This is a genomic window from Bacillus sp. 7_6_55CFAA_CT2 (genome assembly GCF_000238655.1).
GTDB lineage: Bacteria > Bacillota > Bacilli > Bacillales > Bacillaceae_G > Bacillus_A > Bacillus_A cereus.
Genome location: NZ_JH414708.1, coordinates 1,740,218 through 1,757,466 on the forward strand (window position 1 = coordinate 1,740,218; position 17,249 = coordinate 1,757,466).

Below are 17,249 nucleotides of genomic sequence, written 5' to 3' on the forward strand. Positions count from 1 at the left end.
ATTAGAATTTTATCCATTACAAGGGCATACTAATCATATAAAGTTTCTATAATTTTCTAGTAAAAAAGGAGAATGTTTATGAAAAAATCTAGTATTATAGTGTTCTTACTAACATATGGTTTGTTTTATGTTTCTAGTGTTTTATTCCCTATTGATCGTACTTGGTATAATGCGTTAGAAAAGCCGTCTTGGACACCTCCTGGTATGACAATCGGAATGATATGGGCTGTATTATTTGGACTTATTGCATTATCAGTTGCAATTATTTACAACAACTATGGATTCAAGCCAAAAACATTTTGGTTTTTATTCTTTTTAAATTATATATTCAATCAAGCGTTCAGCTACTTTCAATTTAGCCAAAAGAATTTGTTTTTAGCAACAGTAGATTGTTTACTAGTCGCTATTACTACGTTACTTCTCATTATGTTTTCTTCCAATTTATCTAAAGCATCGGCATGGTTGCTAATTCCATATTTTTTATGGACTGCATTTGCTACATATTTATCTTGGACCATTTATAGTATAAATTAAAGGCGTAAATAAAAACTTGAGCATAATAAAAATGCTCGAGTTTTTATGTGTGTTAATGATAATCCGAAATATGGAATATATACATCTTATGGAGGTCATCTTTGTGAAGAAATGGATAAAAATTACGCTGTACTCTTTACTAGCTATTTTAATTATAGGAAGTATTACTTTTTTAACTTGGTCTCAGTTTACTTATAAACCGACGCAAGAGGCTTTGTCGTTAGTAGATGATAAAAAAGATGAAGATAATATCGTTTTTGGAGCGAAAGATGCGAAAGTAGGGGTTATTTTTTATCAAGGAGCTAAAGTAGAAGCTGAGGCTTATAGTTACTTAGGAGAAGCTCTTGCAAAAGATGGGCACTTTGTAGTAATGCCTAAGTTACCATTAAACTTAGCGATATTTGGAATAAATGAGGTAGATAGTGTAATTGAAAAGTATCCTGAAGTTCAAAAATGGTATGTTGCGGGGCATTCAATGGGCGGAGCTATGATTTCTAAGTATGCCTCTCAGCATGAAGACAAGGTACACGGAATCATTTTCTTAGGTTCGTATCCTGCAGATGACTTTTCTACAAAATCGATTCCGATGTTATCAATTTATGGAGAAGTAGATGCTTTAGCAACTGTAGAAAAAATAGAGAACAATAAAAAGTTCATGTCAAAGAATACAACTATGCACATGATAAAAGGGGGAAATCATGCTCATTTTGGCATGTATGGTGAGCAAAAAGGTGATAATGCGAGTTTAATTACGCCAAAAGCACAACGAGATGAAACAGTGAAAGTAATTGAAGAATGGTTATTGAAACAATGATGAAAAATTCTTCTTCCCCTAGCCCAATGGTAGGTGGGAGAGGTAAGAAAGAGCCAACTCATACGAGTAGGCTCTTTTATTTATCTACAATTTTCAATTGTCCTCTTATTTTCTCCGGTATGTCCGTTTCAGAGATAACATCGTAAGAATAGACATACTTGCCTTTTACATGAATTTTTAAGTAAGTTTTTCTTATAAAGTCATTAGGAGTGTTCGTTCCTACTGTATATTCTTTCTCATTCCTTAATTCATCCACACCTTTTAGTGAGTACATAGCTCTTCCTTTATGATGGTAATCCGGAACACCATATCCTTTCGCAACGGCATATACATTTTTTTCTTCAGCAATCGGATTAAATCTGTCTAAATCCCCGCGTGATATGAAAGGTAGTAAGTATATAGGAAGGCCTATTCCTAATATGCAAATTACAAATTTTCTCATTATCGTTTCTCCTCGTGTTCATTTACATGCTTCAGTATAAGAAAAAAATTCTTATGAATATAGAGGGAAATTCCTTAAAGTTTTCTTAATAAAGTTTAACCGTGTGAAAAAAACTAACTTGAGCATTAAGCTTACGGAATGAATAACCAAATAACTTTTTTTCTTTATTTTTTGATATTTCTTAAGAACCTATCAAGAAATAAGTGAGTTTTAGGATTTAGAATAAATGTATCTTACAGTAATAAGAGAATTATCTAAATAAATTAGAGTGAGAACAATTAAAGAAAGTATCTAGTGGGGTGCTTTTTTCTTTTGAAACAGAGAATCTCATGGGTCAGTTACATGTAATGCAGCGCTGTGCTTCTATGTCACTGAAAAATCCAATGATAAAAAAAGAGGGGGAAGGCATTTTTTATTGAAGTTTGTTAATGATCGATTTTTAACTAGTTAGGGGGGATCGTAAAATAGATTATTAATCTCTTTGGTAATTTTTATTTTCCTTATAGTTGGCATATTGTATTAGAAATTTTAAATTTTGAAGGGAGAATCAATAAGTATGGGTAAGAAAAGAAGAATAAGTAATAAGTTATTACTTATCAGTGCAATTTTTACAATAGCAATTCCCTCAGTCTCATATGCGGAGGAAGTAATTTCACCTGAAAAGTTTACGAGTTCTTCAAGTTTGTATGAGGGACGGAATACGGAAATTTTGAAAACAAATTTATATCCTAATACATATAATAATCCATTTAACCACCAATTTATTTCAAAATTAAAGGAAGTAAACACAAATATAAAAAAAATAGACAATAGTGATGATGAAAATCCTATTATATCTACTACTCTTTCATTTATTCGCCATATGAATAGTGAAGATTATAAATCTGCATTTGATTTAACCTCAAAGTCATTACAGAAAATAATATCCGAAGAATGGCTGAAGAGCTATTGGGAGGGACTCCCAGTTCAATTACAAGCAGGTTCTTTTATAGAAATTGGAGAGGTTACACAAAAAGAGACAAATCCTGTTCATACAAATGTGGAGATTCAATTAGTTTTTGAAAAAATGACTGTACCTTTACTAATTAAACTAGATCCATCTGGAAAAATAGACGATTTTCAACTCAGCATGTCGTTTAGTCCTGTTGCTGAGCGTCCGTCATATAGTAAGCCTGAATCATTTATTGATAAAGAAGTAGTAGTTGGAAGTGGTGCATTTCCATTACCAGGAACATTGTCGGTTCCAAAAGGAAATGGTCCTTTTCCAGCGGTTATTCTTGTTCAAGGATCAGGAGCAACTGATCAGGATGAAACAGCGTTTGCTTTAAAACCGTTTCGCGACTTAGCTGAAGGTCTTGCATCGAAGGGAATTGCTGTCCTTCGCTATAATAAAAGAACTTATGAACATGGGTTGAAAACACAATTTAGTCCCTTTTATACAGTTGATAAAGAGACAACAGATGATGCTCTTCTTGTAACTCAATTTCTTAAAAATGAGCCTCTAATAAATAAAAATCAAATTTATATTTTGGGTCATAGTCAAGGTGGAATGATGCTTCCGAAAATGATTGAAAAAGACCAAAATAAAAATATTGCTGGAGCAATTGTAATGGGAGGGCCAGCTCGTACGATCCAAGACGTTGTTTTAGATCAATTTGAGTACCTTTTCTCTATTGGAGCAATGAACCAGGAGCAATATAAATTCTACAAATCGCAATTTGAATTATTAAATGATCTAAATTTCTCTGGTCAGAATCCTCCAAAAGATTTTTACTTAGGATCAGCAGTGTTTTGGGATTCTATACGGAAAATTAAAGCAGCAGAAATGTCAAAAGAACAAAAGACACCACTTCTTATTATTCAAGGAGAAAGAGACTATCAAGTTCAATCAAAAATCGAAATTCCTCTTTGGAAAGAACAATTAAAAGAACGAAATAACGTTGATTATCGACTATATCCAAAGTTAAATCATTTCTTTACAGAGGGCGATGGGGAAATAAGTAAACCGGATGAATATTATAGTCCTGCTAATATTCCTGAGTATGTTATAAATGATATTGCTGCTTGGGTGCAAGGCAGATCGCAATTAAATTAGCAACCATATGTTTTAATAAAGACTTTCTTTCTGTAATCAAAATAGAAATATTTTTATTAGGTTATATGTTTTTTTTAGCACTCTTTGAAAAGGAGTGCTTTTTTATTTTTCTATGATTTCTATAAAATAATGGACTTGTCTTCCAAATAAAGCGTTATTTGTAACACTGTTATCAAAGCAAAGTGCTCGTGACATTTCCTTGATATTCAAAAACATTAATAACCTATTATGTGAAGTTTTTTGAAAATTTAGGTTTAACATCTTTAAAATAGGTGTATTACATATTACATAACAACTAAATAAGAAAATAAAAAATCTAAGGGAGGAAAAATACGATGCATAAGAATGAAAGAAAACCGGTGGTTTATGAATATCAAAATGAACAGGAAGTAGTTATGAAAGTAAAAGAGCTAGAATTGAAAGGGATTCACCAAGATGACATTTACGTCTTAACACATGAAAAACATATAACAAAAAAGATTGCGGATGATACAAACACAAATACGATTGGAGTAAAAGAACAAGGGTTGGGCACAAGTATTATCAACTTTTTCTCCAAAAAAGGGGACGAGCTCCGAAATCAAATGGAGGAAATGGGGTTGTCGAAGGAGGAAGCTAACTTATATGAAGAAAAACTAGATCAAGGGAGAATTTTACTTCTAGTAACAGATGAAACACTAACGGCGAGTGATAGGCAGCCGCAAAACTATCATTCTCTCTAATAGATTGCAATATCTGATAAATAGATAAGTTAATTATTTTAGGTTGTAGCATGGAAGAAAATAAAAGTAGAGAAGGGTGAGAAAAATGAAACATACAATATTTAAATATGCTGTGATTGGGATTACGACCGGAGTCATAGTATCTCTGTTAAAAAAAGAAAATCGGAAAGCTATACAAACAAAAGGAAAAAGCGTAAAAGACAAACTACAAGAAGGAAACATAAAGGAAACATTAGAGAAGGTAACCGAGACAAGTAAACAATTCTCTGTAACTGCAGCTAATGTTGCAAAACAAACATTACCACAACTGCTTACAGCCACACCGGTTGTCATTTCTACTATTAAAGATTTAACAGAAAACGAAAATAACAAAAAGAAAAAAGATGAAAAGGATAATGAAATAAAACAAAATAGTAAGAACCTAGACGGAGAAAAAACGGAAAATGAAAAGAAATATGTGAAAGAAGGGAAAGAAGAGAGTGCTTAGATTTAATTCTAAAAAGAGAAAGTGAGGAAAAAAGTATGAAATCTCTGTATGCAATTGATGTAGGAATTGGTTTTACTAAGCGGGCATATCGACAGGATGTAGATTCTGAGGTGACGATTAAGAGTGAAGCTACCACACTAGCTCCTGTACCTAATCACGCTGAAAGTGAAGATTTAACAAAGGTAAGTTTTATAGACTTAGACTTTGCATACTACATGGGAAATGAAGCACATCAATCTGACGCTTCATTTCTTCCTCCATTTGACGAAGAAATAGAAAATTATTATGAAAGCGAAGAGTTTAAACAACAAATATTTGGTTGCATTGCAAAGGATTATAAAGAAAATGTCGTGTTACCTTTAGTTGTTACCGGGCTTCCAGTCACTTGTTTTGGTAGTCAGCATGAGCAATTACAACGTGCACTAAAAAAAGAAACTTCCGTACAAATTGATGGGAAATTTATTAATATTACGGTGGAAAATGTTTTGATTCTTCAGCAACCGGTCGCTTTACAAGCCTATTTCTTAAAAGAGGGAATCATTCAGGAACAAGATCGTATCTTAATTATTGATGGTGGATTTCGTACATTAGAAATGACAGATATGAAACAGAATGTCATTTTAAATCATTATGAGACGGAACTAGGATGTAGCAAGCCTTTGAAAAATATTAAGAATATCCTGCAGAATCATGCGGGTGAAAGTAATCAATTGCATATTAATGACATGCCAAAAATATTAGAAAAAGGATATGGAGATAAAGAAGAAAATTATGAGACAAGTCAGGTGGATATTTTAATTCAAAAAGAGTTGGATACACACTTCCAAGACATCATGCGTGTATTACAAGAACAATTTAAGTTAGACCAGTATGATACTATTATTTGGACAGGAGGAATAGTAGATCTCCACAAAAAACAAATTGAAAAAATGCAAGGTGAAATTGTTTCTTTCCGTATGGTAGACGCTTCAAAAGAGGCCGCGCTTCATGGATACTATATTATTGGAAGTCAAGTATTTGAGGACATCACCAATCAATCTGCATATAAATCCAAATTATAATGACGACCGAAATGGAGTTCTTTGAATAGACGTGCCAAATTGTGTGGCGTCTTTTCCAAATATAAATAAGAAAAGATAAAAAGTGCTTGTATAGAGGAAATGTTTAAAATTGAGAATAAAAATAACTAATATATAGGGGGTCTTCCTTGTAATAGAAGAAGACCTCCTATGCCATTTAGTTTGTAATTTAAAGGATCTAAAAACTTTTCCTCCAAGACATGGATACCTACATATAAATTTCATATTACGGATATTATTTGATTAAACATAAAACTATTCAGAAAGGAAGAATAATATGGAATGCATAAAAATGCCGAAATGGGATTGGTATCATGTGAAAACTAGTGAACTTGAAAAACTTTCTTCTATAATCCCTCGTGATGTAACATCTTATTTCTCTCAATTTGTAAAGAAAATAAGTTCTCCTTGTGAAAATGGATTATATGTTTATACGTTATCACCAAGTCAAACTTGTGTATATGGTTCGTTTTTATATGATCAAGATAAAAAGGACGCCAAAATTCAAAAATTTCTTCATTATTTCGTAGCTCATGGAATACTGATAACGGTCCAGGAAAAAGAGGAAGAGGATTTCCAAAAATTAATACATAATTTCTCTATGGGTATAAAAAATTGTAATAGTTCCGCTGAAGGAATATGTGCGATCTTATCAATATTTATATCTCACTATTTACGAAAGGTTGACTATTTTGAAAACAATTTCAGAAATGTCTTATGGGATTTTTATCATCATAATAACATAGCAGTTTTAGAAAGAATTTATCATATTCGTCATGAATTATTTATGAACACACATGTGTTTCGCTTAATACAAGAAGTGTTACAAGGCTTGGAGGAAGCTTGGTTAGAAAACCTAACAAACACACTTTGTTATAAACAAACGCACGTAAAATTAGAGCGTGGATTACAACTCGTTAAAGAGTACCAAGAAGAATTAGACACGATGATTCATTTACAAGAAGTTGTTTCTTCTCATCGTGGGAATGAAATTATGAAAGCTCTTACTGTATTAACTGCTGTAAGCACGCCTTTAACGGCCTTAGGAGCATTGTGGGGTATGAATTTTAAATACATGCCTGAACTTGAATGGAAATATAGCTATTTAATTGCTCTCTTATTTATTATTTTCACAACAGCGGGTATGTATATGTATATGCGATTCAAAGGGTGGACAGGTGATTTATTACGAGTAAAGAAAAAGAAGTCTTTTTTTAAATCTAATTAATCCTGTTTATAAAAAATATGATAGATATTAACCATCTGTATATGGTTAGTAACATTTATTAATTGGGGAATTGTCATATCCCCATCAAGTTAAAGTTTTGATGTCTCCGCAATGATAAAAATAAACTTGGTTTCTATAAAAAACATAGTGTTTTCATTTAAAGGCTATGAGGTGAAATGTCATCATCTTCATCACGTTTGACCTTCAAGAAATAAAAAGTTAAACTATTCTTGTACTCGAAGTACTATTATAGTACTGGAGAGATAATAACTTTACTATTTTGGTATGAGGTGAATAAATGATGAAAGATCGGATTGCCAAAACTGCTATTGCGCTTTTTCATGTAAGGGGAATAAAATTCACAATGAGTGATTTAGCTCGTGATCTAGGTGTAAGCAAAAGTACGCTTTACGAGCATTTTCCATCTAAGGACGAGCTTATTGGTTATGTAGTTGAGCAAATAAATGAAGAAGCCCAAATACGTTTTCGGGAAATTATCGATAATTCGAATTTGACCATACCGGAAAAATTAAAAGGGGTTCTTTTAATTGTGCCTAAGGATTTTCAGCACAGCTTCGTACGTTTACTGATTGAACTGCGACGTTACCATCCAGAGCAGTGGGCAAAAATAGAACAAGGCATAAATGAAGAATGGGAGGTAATTACTGGGCTAGTTGAAGAGGGTATCAATAGCGGTGTTTTACGTTCATTGGACATTCCAGTACTAATCCAAACACTCAAAACGTTAATGAAATCAATTTTTGAACAGGGGAGTATAGCCTCTAACCAAATTACTCTACAAGAGTCACTTGCAATGATGGCCGATATCATATTGCATGGAATCACAAGTAAGGATTAAATAGTACTTCTACATAAAAAAATGAGTAGGGTCACAATAACCATACAGGTTAACGTAGCCCCGCTCATTTTTTATTTTTATCCCGCTTTGATGGGCAGTAAGATTCCTACCTCAAAATTCAGTGAAAGCAAAGAATTTAGGTGGGAGATCAACTGCCCATAAAAGTCCGATTGGTGAGGGCTGATAATCAGTGGGGGATGAAGAAAATCCCACTGATTAAAGTTTCACTTTATGTCGATTTTACTTAAGGGTAATTATACTTTACAGTCTGGAAGATTTCGGTATAATATAAAATGAGTACCGAAAATAATTTTTTGGTACTGAAGGTACGAATTAAGATAATCAGAGATGGAAACGAAAAGTTTGTAATTTTAAATTGTTTTTTCAATTTGGCTGGGATGTCCTTGAAGATAAAATACGGGTATAGGAGGAATGTAAATGGATTTTTTTGAGACTGTTATAATCATTGTGAATTTTAGTATTCTAGGCTGTATATTGTTTTTTAGTGAGAAAATAAAACAATGGTCTGTCTTCATTCTAACAGTTGCCTTTTGTGTGGTTGTTGTGCAGCTTATCGTAGAAGGGTATCGCTGGCAGATGATTCCTGCTTATTTGTCCCCATTTATTTTAACAAGCTGCTATCTATTTGCTGAATCAAAAAAGAACGTTAAAAGTTGTGGGGCATTCACAGTCAAGACATCGCTACTGGTCATTTATTTGACTATTGCGGTCATGCTTCCTTCCCTCATGCCGGTAGTTTTATTTGAAAAAACGAGCGGTCCATTCAAGGTTGGTACTACACTTTATCATTGGATTGATTATAATCGAGAAGAACCTTATATGAAAGATTTGAACGGCCGGCGCGAGCTGATGGTTCAGGTTTGGTATCCTGCAAAAGAAAAAGGAGAGATGAATCGCGCACCTTATATCCATAACTCGGATGAGATTGCCAAGGGGTTGGAAAAATCATTGTCTATTCCAGCATTCGCGTTTCACCATCTAGGCTTGATGAAGTCGAATGCATTCATGGAAGCTCAATTGTCAGATTTAGAGGAACGTTATCCGGTTCTACTCTTTTCCCATGGTTTAAGCGGTTTTCGCAATCAAAACACGTTTGAGGTGGAGGAGTTGGCCAGCCAAGGTTACATCGTCGTAGGAATTGATCATACCTATGATGCTGCAGCTACCGTCTTTCCAGATGGCAGAACCGCTTTTGTACAGTCGATCAATTTAACTGATTTTGCCGAACGAGATCGCCATATCAAATTATGGAAGGAAGATGTTGTTTTTGTACTTAATCAAATAGAGAAGCTTAACCAAAGCGATAAAGATAATCGCTTTACAGGAAGAATGGATACATCCCGAATTGGAATGTTTGGACATTCTTATGGTGGAGCTACAGCTGCGCAAGTGTTAGTGGAAGACTCCCGTGTCAAAGCAGCCATCAATATGGATGGTACATTATATGGGGAAAATGTTCCGAAATCTAGAGTTGGAAAACCGTTTTTGATTATGAATGCAGAGACTAGTGATGATTCCACGAAAGATTTTTTAGAGGGAAAAGTTCGTAGTGACCATGCACTTGCAGGTGGTGGCATGTCAATGGTTATTCCCCATACCAATCATACGAGTTTCACTGATTTTCATTTGTTCTCTCCTTTGTTACGAAGCTTAGATGAAGATCCAAGATACGTTCACCGTATTATAAACGAATTCAGTCTCGCTTTTTTTGATCGATATGTGAAACAGGTAGACGATAGCTCTGCGCTTGAAAAATTGGACTCCAAATACCCAGAAGTGAAATTTAAAGTGAATTAATGACAATGTCTTTTAATATATTTGCTAACAGTTGGGTATATATTTTAATCATCAAGAAAGATTGCCCTCTGTAGCATACAGAGGGCAATCTTTTTTAAATTAATATAAAGGAGTTTTTTTATGTTTAATAGATTGAAGTATTTTCTTTTATCCGAGAAAGAAATAGTTGAAACTGTGAAGAATTACAAGGAGGAAAAAATACATGTTTTCATAATAAAAGATTTTTTAGGGGAGTTAATCTTAATAAGAACTCTTATATTTTTAATGTTTGTTCCAATATCAACTTTTATTTTTTCAGTTGTAATTTTTGGAGCTGTTTTCTTTTTATCCGGTATTAAGATTACCATTTGGGGCATTGCTATAATGTTATTGGTTCCAATAACATTACTTTTCTATATGAATATAACTAATACATCAATTATTATTACTGATTTAGTGAAGAAATTTTTATTAACCATAAAATATCTAAATCCATTTTACTCAATATTAAATAAACCTTGGTTATTTATTTTTGAATTATTATTTGGTTTTTTATATGTCTTCGTGCTATCTTTGTTTTCTATTTGGATAGTATTACATTCATTAGAAATAGGTTTCTCTGAATTTAGTTCAGAGGACAATCGAAGTTTCCAATTTTCAATTATTATTTTGCATACAGCAATTTATTTGTTTATAAGAGTTCATGGCCAGCCTTGTAAGACAACTAAGCAAAAAATTAAAAAACTGAAAATGAAATTTTATTTATGGTTTTGTTCTATGATTGCAAGTATTGTATATATATTTGAATCACTCTTTAATTATATGAATGGAATTCAAGCAATTTATTTTATATTTGTTTTAATGATTGCTTTAGAAAGAACAGTGACACATTATAAGAAATTTATAGATTTTTTAGAATCTGAAAATTTGTATGAAAAATAATTTTAGAGAGAAAAGTCATTTGAAATATAAAAAGTTATACCTACTAAGTACTGAACGAGTAAAAAAACGTTATTCTTTCTCTAGAATCCTAGGAAAGGATAGCGTTTTTTATGTCTATTTTTGTATCTGATGAACTACAACTATTTGCTCAAGAAATTCAATGTTATTTATCCCCGAACATCTTAAGAAATCTTGCCAGAGAGTCTGGTTTCGTGCAACGAACCTGTAAATTCCAAACAAAAAGTTTACTCAATTTATGAGTATGTATGGAAAAAGAAAGAGATTCAATAATGCTTTGTTTAATATTAATTTATACAGAAATACATATTAAATAATATGTAATAATACATTTTATGATAATTTATTAAGATAAAATGTTATATTTTTGGGTGGAATATATAAATGGAGGAAATGTTATGAACAAGAATTTAAAATTTACTCAAATGATGATCGGTATTAGTACGATAGCATTATCATTTGGAAGTATTCAAACACAGGTATCCGCAGAAGAAAAAGCACCCTATAATCTGTTGCAGATGAAACCAATTGGAACAGAAACTTCAAAAGATGAAATGGCTCATGCTACAAAAGCGGACGAAACATTGAATTTTGAAGAGCGTTTAAAAGTAGGCGATTTTTCACAACGACCTACTTCGGTGATGAAACATGATGAAAGGCAATTAAAGCAAAGCTATACTCTGGCAGAATTGAATAAAATGTCTGATAGTGAATTCATTGATACGCTATCAAGAGTTTCATGGAATCAAATTACAGACTTATTTCAATTCAATCAAGATACGAAAGCTTTTTATCAAAATAAAGAACGTATGAACGTTATCATTGATGAATTAGGACAAAGAGGGACATCTTTTACGAAAGAGGATTCAAAGGGAATTGAAACTTTTGTTGAAGTATTACGTTCTGCTTTTTATGTGGGATATTTTAATAATGAAGTAGGTTACTTAAAAGAGAGAAGCTTCCATGACAAATGTTTACCATCATTAAAAGCAATTGCAAAAAATCCAAACTTTACATTAGGTACAGCTGAGCAAGATAGAGTAGTAGTTGCGTATGGAAAGTTAATTAGTAATGCTTCTAGTGATGCTGAAACAGTACAGTATGCAGCAAATATTTTAAAACAGTTTAATGATAACCTTTCTATGTATGCTAAAAATTATACGAAAGAACAAGCTGTATATGAAATTGTAAAAGGTATTGATTATGATCTACAGTCTTATTTGCAGGAAACGAATAAAAAACCTAATGCAACAATGTGGTATGGAAAAATTGATAATTTTATAAATGAGGTTAGTAGAATTGCTCTCATACGGAATTTAACGACTGAGAATAGTTGGCTAATTAATAATGGTATTTATTATGCAGGACGTTTAGGGAAATTTCATAGCAATTCAAATAAAGGGTTGGAAGTTATTACACAAGCGATGAATATATATCCTCGTCTAAGCGGACCTTATTTTATAGCGGTAGAGCAAATCAAAACAAACTACGGTGGAAAAGATTATGATGGAAATGCAGTAGATTTACAGAAAATACGTGAAGAAGGAAAGTTACAATACTTACCTAAAACCTATACATTTGATGATGGATCTATTGTTTTTAAGACAGGCGATAAAGTAACAGAAGAAAAAATTAAAAGGTTATATTGGGCAGCCAAAGAAGTAAAGGCACAATATCACCGTGTAATTGGAAATGATAAAGCACTAGAACAAGGTAACGCAGATGATGTACTGACAGTTGTAATTTATAATAATCCAGATGATTATCAATTGAATAGACAATTATATGGATATGAAACGAACAACGGTGGTATCTATATTGAAGAAAAGGGTACTTTCTTTACATATGAGCGTACGCCAAAACAGAGTATTTATAGTCTAGAAGAGCTATTCCGTCATGAATTCACTCATTATTTACAAGGAAGATACGAGGTTCCTGGTTTATTTGGGAGCGGAGAACTATATCAAAATGAACGCTTAACTTGGTTCCAAGAAGGGAATGCAGAATTCTTTGCAGGATCTACACGTACAAATAATGTCGTTCCTCGTAAAAGTATTATAAGTGGCTTATCATCTGATCCAGCAAGCCGTTATACTGCAAAGCAAACTTTGTTCGCAAAATATGGATCATGGGATTTTTATAATTATTCTTTTGCACTACAGTCTTATCTATATAATCATCACTTTGAAACCTTTGATAAGATTCAGGATTTAATCCGTGCAAACGATGTGAAAAATTATGACGCGTATCGTGAAGCATTAAGTAAAGATGCACAGCTGAATACAGAATATCAAACGTATATGCAGCAATTGATTGATAATCAAGATAAATACAATGTACCACAAGTAACAAATGATTACTTAATACAACATGCACCTAAGCCGTTAGCTGAAGTGAAGAAAGAAATTGTAGATGTAACTAATATAAAAGATGCAAAAATAACAAAACATGAGTCTCAATTCTTTAACACATTTACTGTAGAAGGCAAGTACATAGGTAGTACATCAAAAGGTGAGTCTGAAGATTGGAAAACAATGAGTAAACAAGTCAATCAAACCTTGGAGCAGTTGTCTCAAAAAGGATGGAGCGGCTATAAAACAGTTACAGCCTATTTTGTTAACTATCGTGTGAATGCAGCTAATCAGTTTGAATATGATATTGTTTTCCATGGTGTTGCAACAGAAGAAAAAGAAAAAACAACGACTATAGTAAATATGAATGGACCATATAGCGGGATAGTAAATGAAGGAATTCAATTCCATAGTGATGGTACAGAAAGTGAAAATGGAAAAGTTATTTCTTATCTATGGAACTTTGGAGATGGTACAACGAGCACAGAAGCCAATCCTACCCATGTATATGGAGAAAAAGGAGCATATACTGTGGAACTAACAGTGAAAGATAGTAGAGGAAAAGAAAGTAAAGAACAAACAAAAGTTACTGTAAAACAAGATCCGCAAACAGGTGGATCCCTTGAAGAGGAAAAGGTACTCCCGTTTAATAAGCTTGTAAAAGGAAATCTGATCGCTCCTGATCAAACAGATGTTTATACGTTTGATGTTACAGTTCCAAAAGAAGTAGATATTTCTGTGGTAAATGAACAAAACATTGGGATGACATGGGTACTTTATCATGAATCAGACATGCAAAATTACGTAGCTTGTGGTGAAGATGAAGGAAATGCTATAAAGGGAAAATTCGTAGCGAAACCAGGGAAATATTATTTGAATGTGTATAAATTTGATGATAACACTGGTGAATATTCATTATTAATAAAATAAATTTATTTTCAATATGTATATAACGGTTGTTTTTTAGGAGGAGTCTGTCACGATAGGCTTCTCCTATTTTTCACTCTAAAATAAGTTAATAAATTAGGTAATTATCTTTAAAAATAAATCATTATAAACCTAAAATATTCAATTAAAAAATAGAAGAGAGGGAGCTTGCGTCTTAATAAGACTAATATTAGGAGTTATGTCACATTTCGATTAAATAAAATATCGTAAAATCCCCAGAATAAATTTTTTTGCATGTTCATTCATTTAGGGTAATTTTCAACTCTTAAGCTGATGTATGTGGGGGACCGACTCATATACATCAGCTTAAATAATTAGATATTTTATTTATTAAGTTAAGCGAAATTTTATTCGTATAGGAGGAAGGCGCATTTAATTCTTTTTTCGAATGTTATTCATGTTTATCGTATTCCATCGAATGCGCTTGTTACCAAGTGATGTACATAGGAATCATCCAACTTATCACCGGTTACTAGCAACCGATAAAAAATTGGTCTGTAAATGAGATCGATGGATAATTCAATATCAAGGTTTTCTTTCAATTCTCCTCTTTGAATTCCCTTCTCTAGAAGTTGCTTTGCTTGCAGTCGACGGGGCTGGAAACATCGAGTGCGATATTCCTCTTCCAGTTTTAAGTCAACGTTTGATTTTCTCTTTGCAACCAGAAGTTCGTAGTCGCTTAAATGGATTATTCATGTCTATTTTCTTTTTGGGTGTTGCTGTTGGATCCTTTTTCGGAGGATGGAGTGTAGCATTGTGGATCGGAATCGCTTTTCCGACCATAGCGCTGCTTTATTTTGCCACAGAGAAATAGTTCTATAATCAAATTTAAACAGACCGGATTCGCTTGAATGCGTATTCATTAATATGTCTGATTTTTATAGATTATTTGCGGTTATTTTGAAGTTTTTACATCACAACCAGATTTTTTGTCTCTATCGCTAAAAGAGGGCAAAACTCACCATATAAAATGTGTCCGAATTCCATTTAGACTATGAAAAAAGAGAGCTTGTTCTAGACAACAAGCCCTCTAAAAAATAACGTAATTGAGATATCTATATATTAACAGTTATTTTCTAACGATTCTATATGTCTTATGTTGAGAAATAAATTATAAGTGGCTTGATAACGCTAAAATAAATTGTTGACATAATATTTCGACGATAATATAATAAATCTCGAATTCAAGATAACTTGTAAAGGATTGGTAATTATGAGAGCTTATCTTTAAAGTTATTTGTTATATTATCAAGGGAATTACAGCCAATCACTAAACGTATGAAAAGGATCTAAAAATTTATGGACTTAATGCAACTGAATTTGCAGGGCTTGAGCTACTATACAGTAAAGCTGATCAGCCTATAAAAAAATTGAGGACAAAATATTACTTGTAAGTTTTTGTATCACGTATGCATCAATTATTTCAGAAGGTATTGAATTGGTGACACTAATTTTTCCACAGCATAGAGAGGGGATTCGGCAAATATTTGGTAGTTTGGACTACATTGAGAAAAAATGATAATTAAACAGTTGAAAAAGTTAGGATATTACGCGCAGGAATTGTAAGTTTTTAGATGTTATTTCTGTTTAGTAATATCCTAATTAAATATAAATTAAATAAATTAGGAGGAAAAATTAATAAGTGGTAGTAAATGTATTGTAATACAAAATTAATAAATCATGTAATTGCAAGTAGTATAGTAAGAAATGAGATTGTTTAATGTATACATATTGTCCTTTTCATTATAAATCTTTCATAAAGCGGAGAGTGGGTATCAAGAATGGAATTACGTCATTTAGAGTATTTTATTCAAGTTTGTAATAATAATAGTTTTACTAAAGCTGCGGAAGTTCTAGGTATTTCACAGCCGACTTTAAGCCAACAAATCCGTGTGTTAGAAGGTGAACTTGATACACCCTTGTTTCATCGAGTTGGAAGAGGTATCAAAATGACAGAAGCAGGTAAGCTGCTATTTGATAAAGGAAAATTTATCATGCAACAATTTGATGACGTTTATAATGAAATTTTTGAATTAAAGGGTGTAAAAAGAGGTGTGATTACTATAGGAGGTCTATTAGAGGACCTTACTTATTTAACACCTTATATTATGAAGTTTCAACAACATTATCCCAACATCGTAGTGAAAATTGTAGAATCCGAAGTTGCTGTAAATCAAATCGTTGACAAAAATATTGATTTCGGGATTACACGTAGTGCTCAAATTCCAGACACATTAACAAACACCCTTTTGTATAGTGAAGAGCTCGTCCTTGTCATTCCAAAAAATCATCCTTTGAATGAAAAATCATTTGTTTCTTTTCGAGAATTAGTAGGGCTAAGTAGAATAATGGTTTCATGTAGTTGTCGTGAATCTATTAAAATATATTGTGAGAGTTTAGGGTTATCTTTATCTGAAGCAAATATAGAAACAAAATCTTCTATTTCTCTATTAAGCCTTGTATACAATGGACATGGGGTTGCCATAATACCTCTTTCACTGGTTAACTTTGTTAATAATGATACTTTGAGCATAGTTCGTATTACTGATCCAACACCAAGCCAAGATATTAATCTTATTCACTTTGATGATAAATTTTTAAGTTTTGCAGCACGTATCTTTATGCAGAAGTTAAATGATTCGCAAAAAGTATCAGTGTAATAGAAATAATAATGATTCTAGTGTGAAATTTGAAAAAATCTATAAGTCTTAAGATAAAGCAAATATTAAAGTCAAAGGGCAGTGGCTTTATATGTGTGGTGTGATCGATTTTTGACTTTTACTTAAGGGAAAGGGGGAGGCTTTGCAAGGAGAGAAGGATGTAAAAAACAAATCAAGTTTAAGCTATCAACTCTTTTGTCCTATTAAATAGTAATAGATTCCAATAGAGATATACAATGCTATTTCGAATCTACATATCCTTATTGCAGAAAG

General features: G+C 32.4%; 13 protein-coding genes and 4 pseudogenes. 15 read left to right on the forward strand and 2 right to left on the reverse strand.

The window, feature by feature from the left end:
- Nucleotides 1-78: 78 nt before the first annotated feature.
- Complete coding sequence (locus tag HMPREF1014_RS08905) at nucleotides 79-534, forward strand: TspO/MBR family protein (protein ID WP_000749757.1); 456 nt, start codon at nucleotides 79-81, stop codon at nucleotides 532-534.
- A gap of 103 nt (nucleotides 535-637) precedes the next feature.
- The gene (locus HMPREF1014_RS08910) at nucleotides 638-1,348 is read left to right on the forward strand and encodes an alpha/beta hydrolase (RefSeq protein WP_000758825.1); all 711 of its coding nucleotides are present in this window, start codon (nucleotides 638-640) and stop codon (nucleotides 1,346-1,348) included.
- A 76-nt stretch (nucleotides 1,349-1,424) separates the two neighbouring features.
- On the opposite strand, the gene HMPREF1014_RS08915 is transcribed toward HMPREF1014_RS08910, so the two are convergent.
- Nucleotides 1,425-1,790: a YxeA family protein gene (locus HMPREF1014_RS08915; RefSeq protein WP_001225227.1), complete on the reverse strand. Its 366-nt coding sequence runs from the start codon at nucleotides 1,788-1,790 to the stop codon at nucleotides 1,425-1,427.
- Nucleotides 1,791-2,346: 556 nt separating this feature from the next.
- On the opposite strand from HMPREF1014_RS08915, the gene HMPREF1014_RS08920 reads away from it, so the two are divergent.
- The 10 genes and pseudogenes from HMPREF1014_RS08920 (at nucleotide 2,347) to colA (ending at nucleotide 14,298) form a co-directional block, all read left to right on the forward strand.
- Nucleotides 2,347-3,885 (forward strand): alpha/beta hydrolase, encoded by a 1,539-nt coding sequence (locus tag HMPREF1014_RS08920; RefSeq protein ID WP_000516845.1) that lies wholly within the window; start codon nucleotides 2,347-2,349, stop codon nucleotides 3,883-3,885.
- Nucleotides 3,886-4,220: 335 nt separating this feature from the next.
- The gene (locus tag HMPREF1014_RS08925) at nucleotides 4,221-4,607 is read left to right on the forward strand and encodes a YflT domain-containing protein (protein WP_000549439.1); all 387 of its coding nucleotides are present in this window, start codon (nucleotides 4,221-4,223) and stop codon (nucleotides 4,605-4,607) included.
- 85 nt (nucleotides 4,608-4,692) lie between these two features.
- Nucleotides 4,693-5,094 (forward strand): hypothetical protein, encoded by a 402-nt coding sequence (locus HMPREF1014_RS08930; protein ID WP_000683210.1) that lies wholly within the window; start codon nucleotides 4,693-4,695, stop codon nucleotides 5,092-5,094.
- A 35-nt stretch (nucleotides 5,095-5,129) separates the two neighbouring features.
- Nucleotides 5,130-6,155, forward strand: coding sequence for a ParM/StbA family protein (locus HMPREF1014_RS08935; protein ID WP_000839474.1), 1,026 nt, complete (start codon nucleotides 5,130-5,132; stop codon nucleotides 6,153-6,155).
- Between the two features lie 295 nt (nucleotides 6,156-6,450).
- Nucleotides 6,451-7,401 carry a magnesium transporter CorA family protein gene (locus HMPREF1014_RS08940; protein ID WP_000388883.1) on the forward strand — a complete coding sequence of 317 codons (951 nt, stop codon included), beginning with the start codon at nucleotides 6,451-6,453 and terminating at the stop codon, nucleotides 7,399-7,401.
- 301 nt (nucleotides 7,402-7,702) lie between these two features.
- The gene (locus HMPREF1014_RS08945) at nucleotides 7,703-8,260 is read left to right on the forward strand and encodes a TetR/AcrR family transcriptional regulator (protein WP_000654865.1); all 558 of its coding nucleotides are present in this window, start codon (nucleotides 7,703-7,705) and stop codon (nucleotides 8,258-8,260) included.
- A gap of 438 nt (nucleotides 8,261-8,698) precedes the next feature.
- Nucleotides 8,699-10,078 carry an alpha/beta hydrolase family protein gene (locus HMPREF1014_RS08950; RefSeq protein WP_000345278.1) on the forward strand — a complete coding sequence of 460 codons (1,380 nt, stop codon included), beginning with the start codon at nucleotides 8,699-8,701 and terminating at the stop codon, nucleotides 10,076-10,078.
- A gap of 120 nt (nucleotides 10,079-10,198) precedes the next feature.
- Nucleotides 10,199-10,999, forward strand: coding sequence for a hypothetical protein (locus HMPREF1014_RS08955; protein WP_000483298.1), 801 nt, complete (start codon nucleotides 10,199-10,201; stop codon nucleotides 10,997-10,999).
- Nucleotides 11,000-11,109: 110 nt separating this feature from the next.
- Nucleotides 11,110-11,256 (forward strand): annotated as a pseudogene (locus HMPREF1014_RS31185) (IS4 family transposase); the annotation flags it as partial.
- Nucleotides 11,257-11,415: 159 nt separating this feature from the next.
- A complete protein-coding gene (gene colA, locus HMPREF1014_RS08960) occupies nucleotides 11,416-14,298 on the forward strand; it encodes a collagenase ColA (RefSeq protein WP_001038976.1) in 2,883 nt (960 codons plus the stop codon).
- A gap of 419 nt (nucleotides 14,299-14,717) precedes the next feature.
- On the opposite strand, the pseudogene HMPREF1014_RS08965 reads toward colA, so the two are convergent.
- Nucleotides 14,718-14,954: pseudogene (locus HMPREF1014_RS08965) on the reverse strand (TetR-like C-terminal domain-containing protein); the annotation flags it as partial.
- On the opposite strand from HMPREF1014_RS08965, the pseudogene HMPREF1014_RS08970 reads away from it, so the two are divergent.
- The 3 genes and pseudogenes from HMPREF1014_RS08970 to HMPREF1014_RS08980 all read left to right on the forward strand — a co-directional run.
- A pseudogene (locus tag HMPREF1014_RS08970) lies at nucleotides 14,945-15,130 on the forward strand (MFS transporter); the annotation flags it as partial. The pseudogenes HMPREF1014_RS08965 and HMPREF1014_RS08970 overlap by 10 nt on opposite strands.
- Nucleotides 15,131-15,519: 389 nt before the next feature.
- Nucleotides 15,520-15,882, forward strand: a pseudogene (locus HMPREF1014_RS32430) (MarR family transcriptional regulator).
- A gap of 215 nt (nucleotides 15,883-16,097) precedes the next feature.
- Nucleotides 16,098-16,976: a LysR family transcriptional regulator gene (locus HMPREF1014_RS08980; RefSeq protein WP_000423204.1), complete on the forward strand. Its 879-nt coding sequence runs from the start codon at nucleotides 16,098-16,100 to the stop codon at nucleotides 16,974-16,976.
- Nucleotides 16,977-17,249 lie beyond the last annotated feature (273 nt).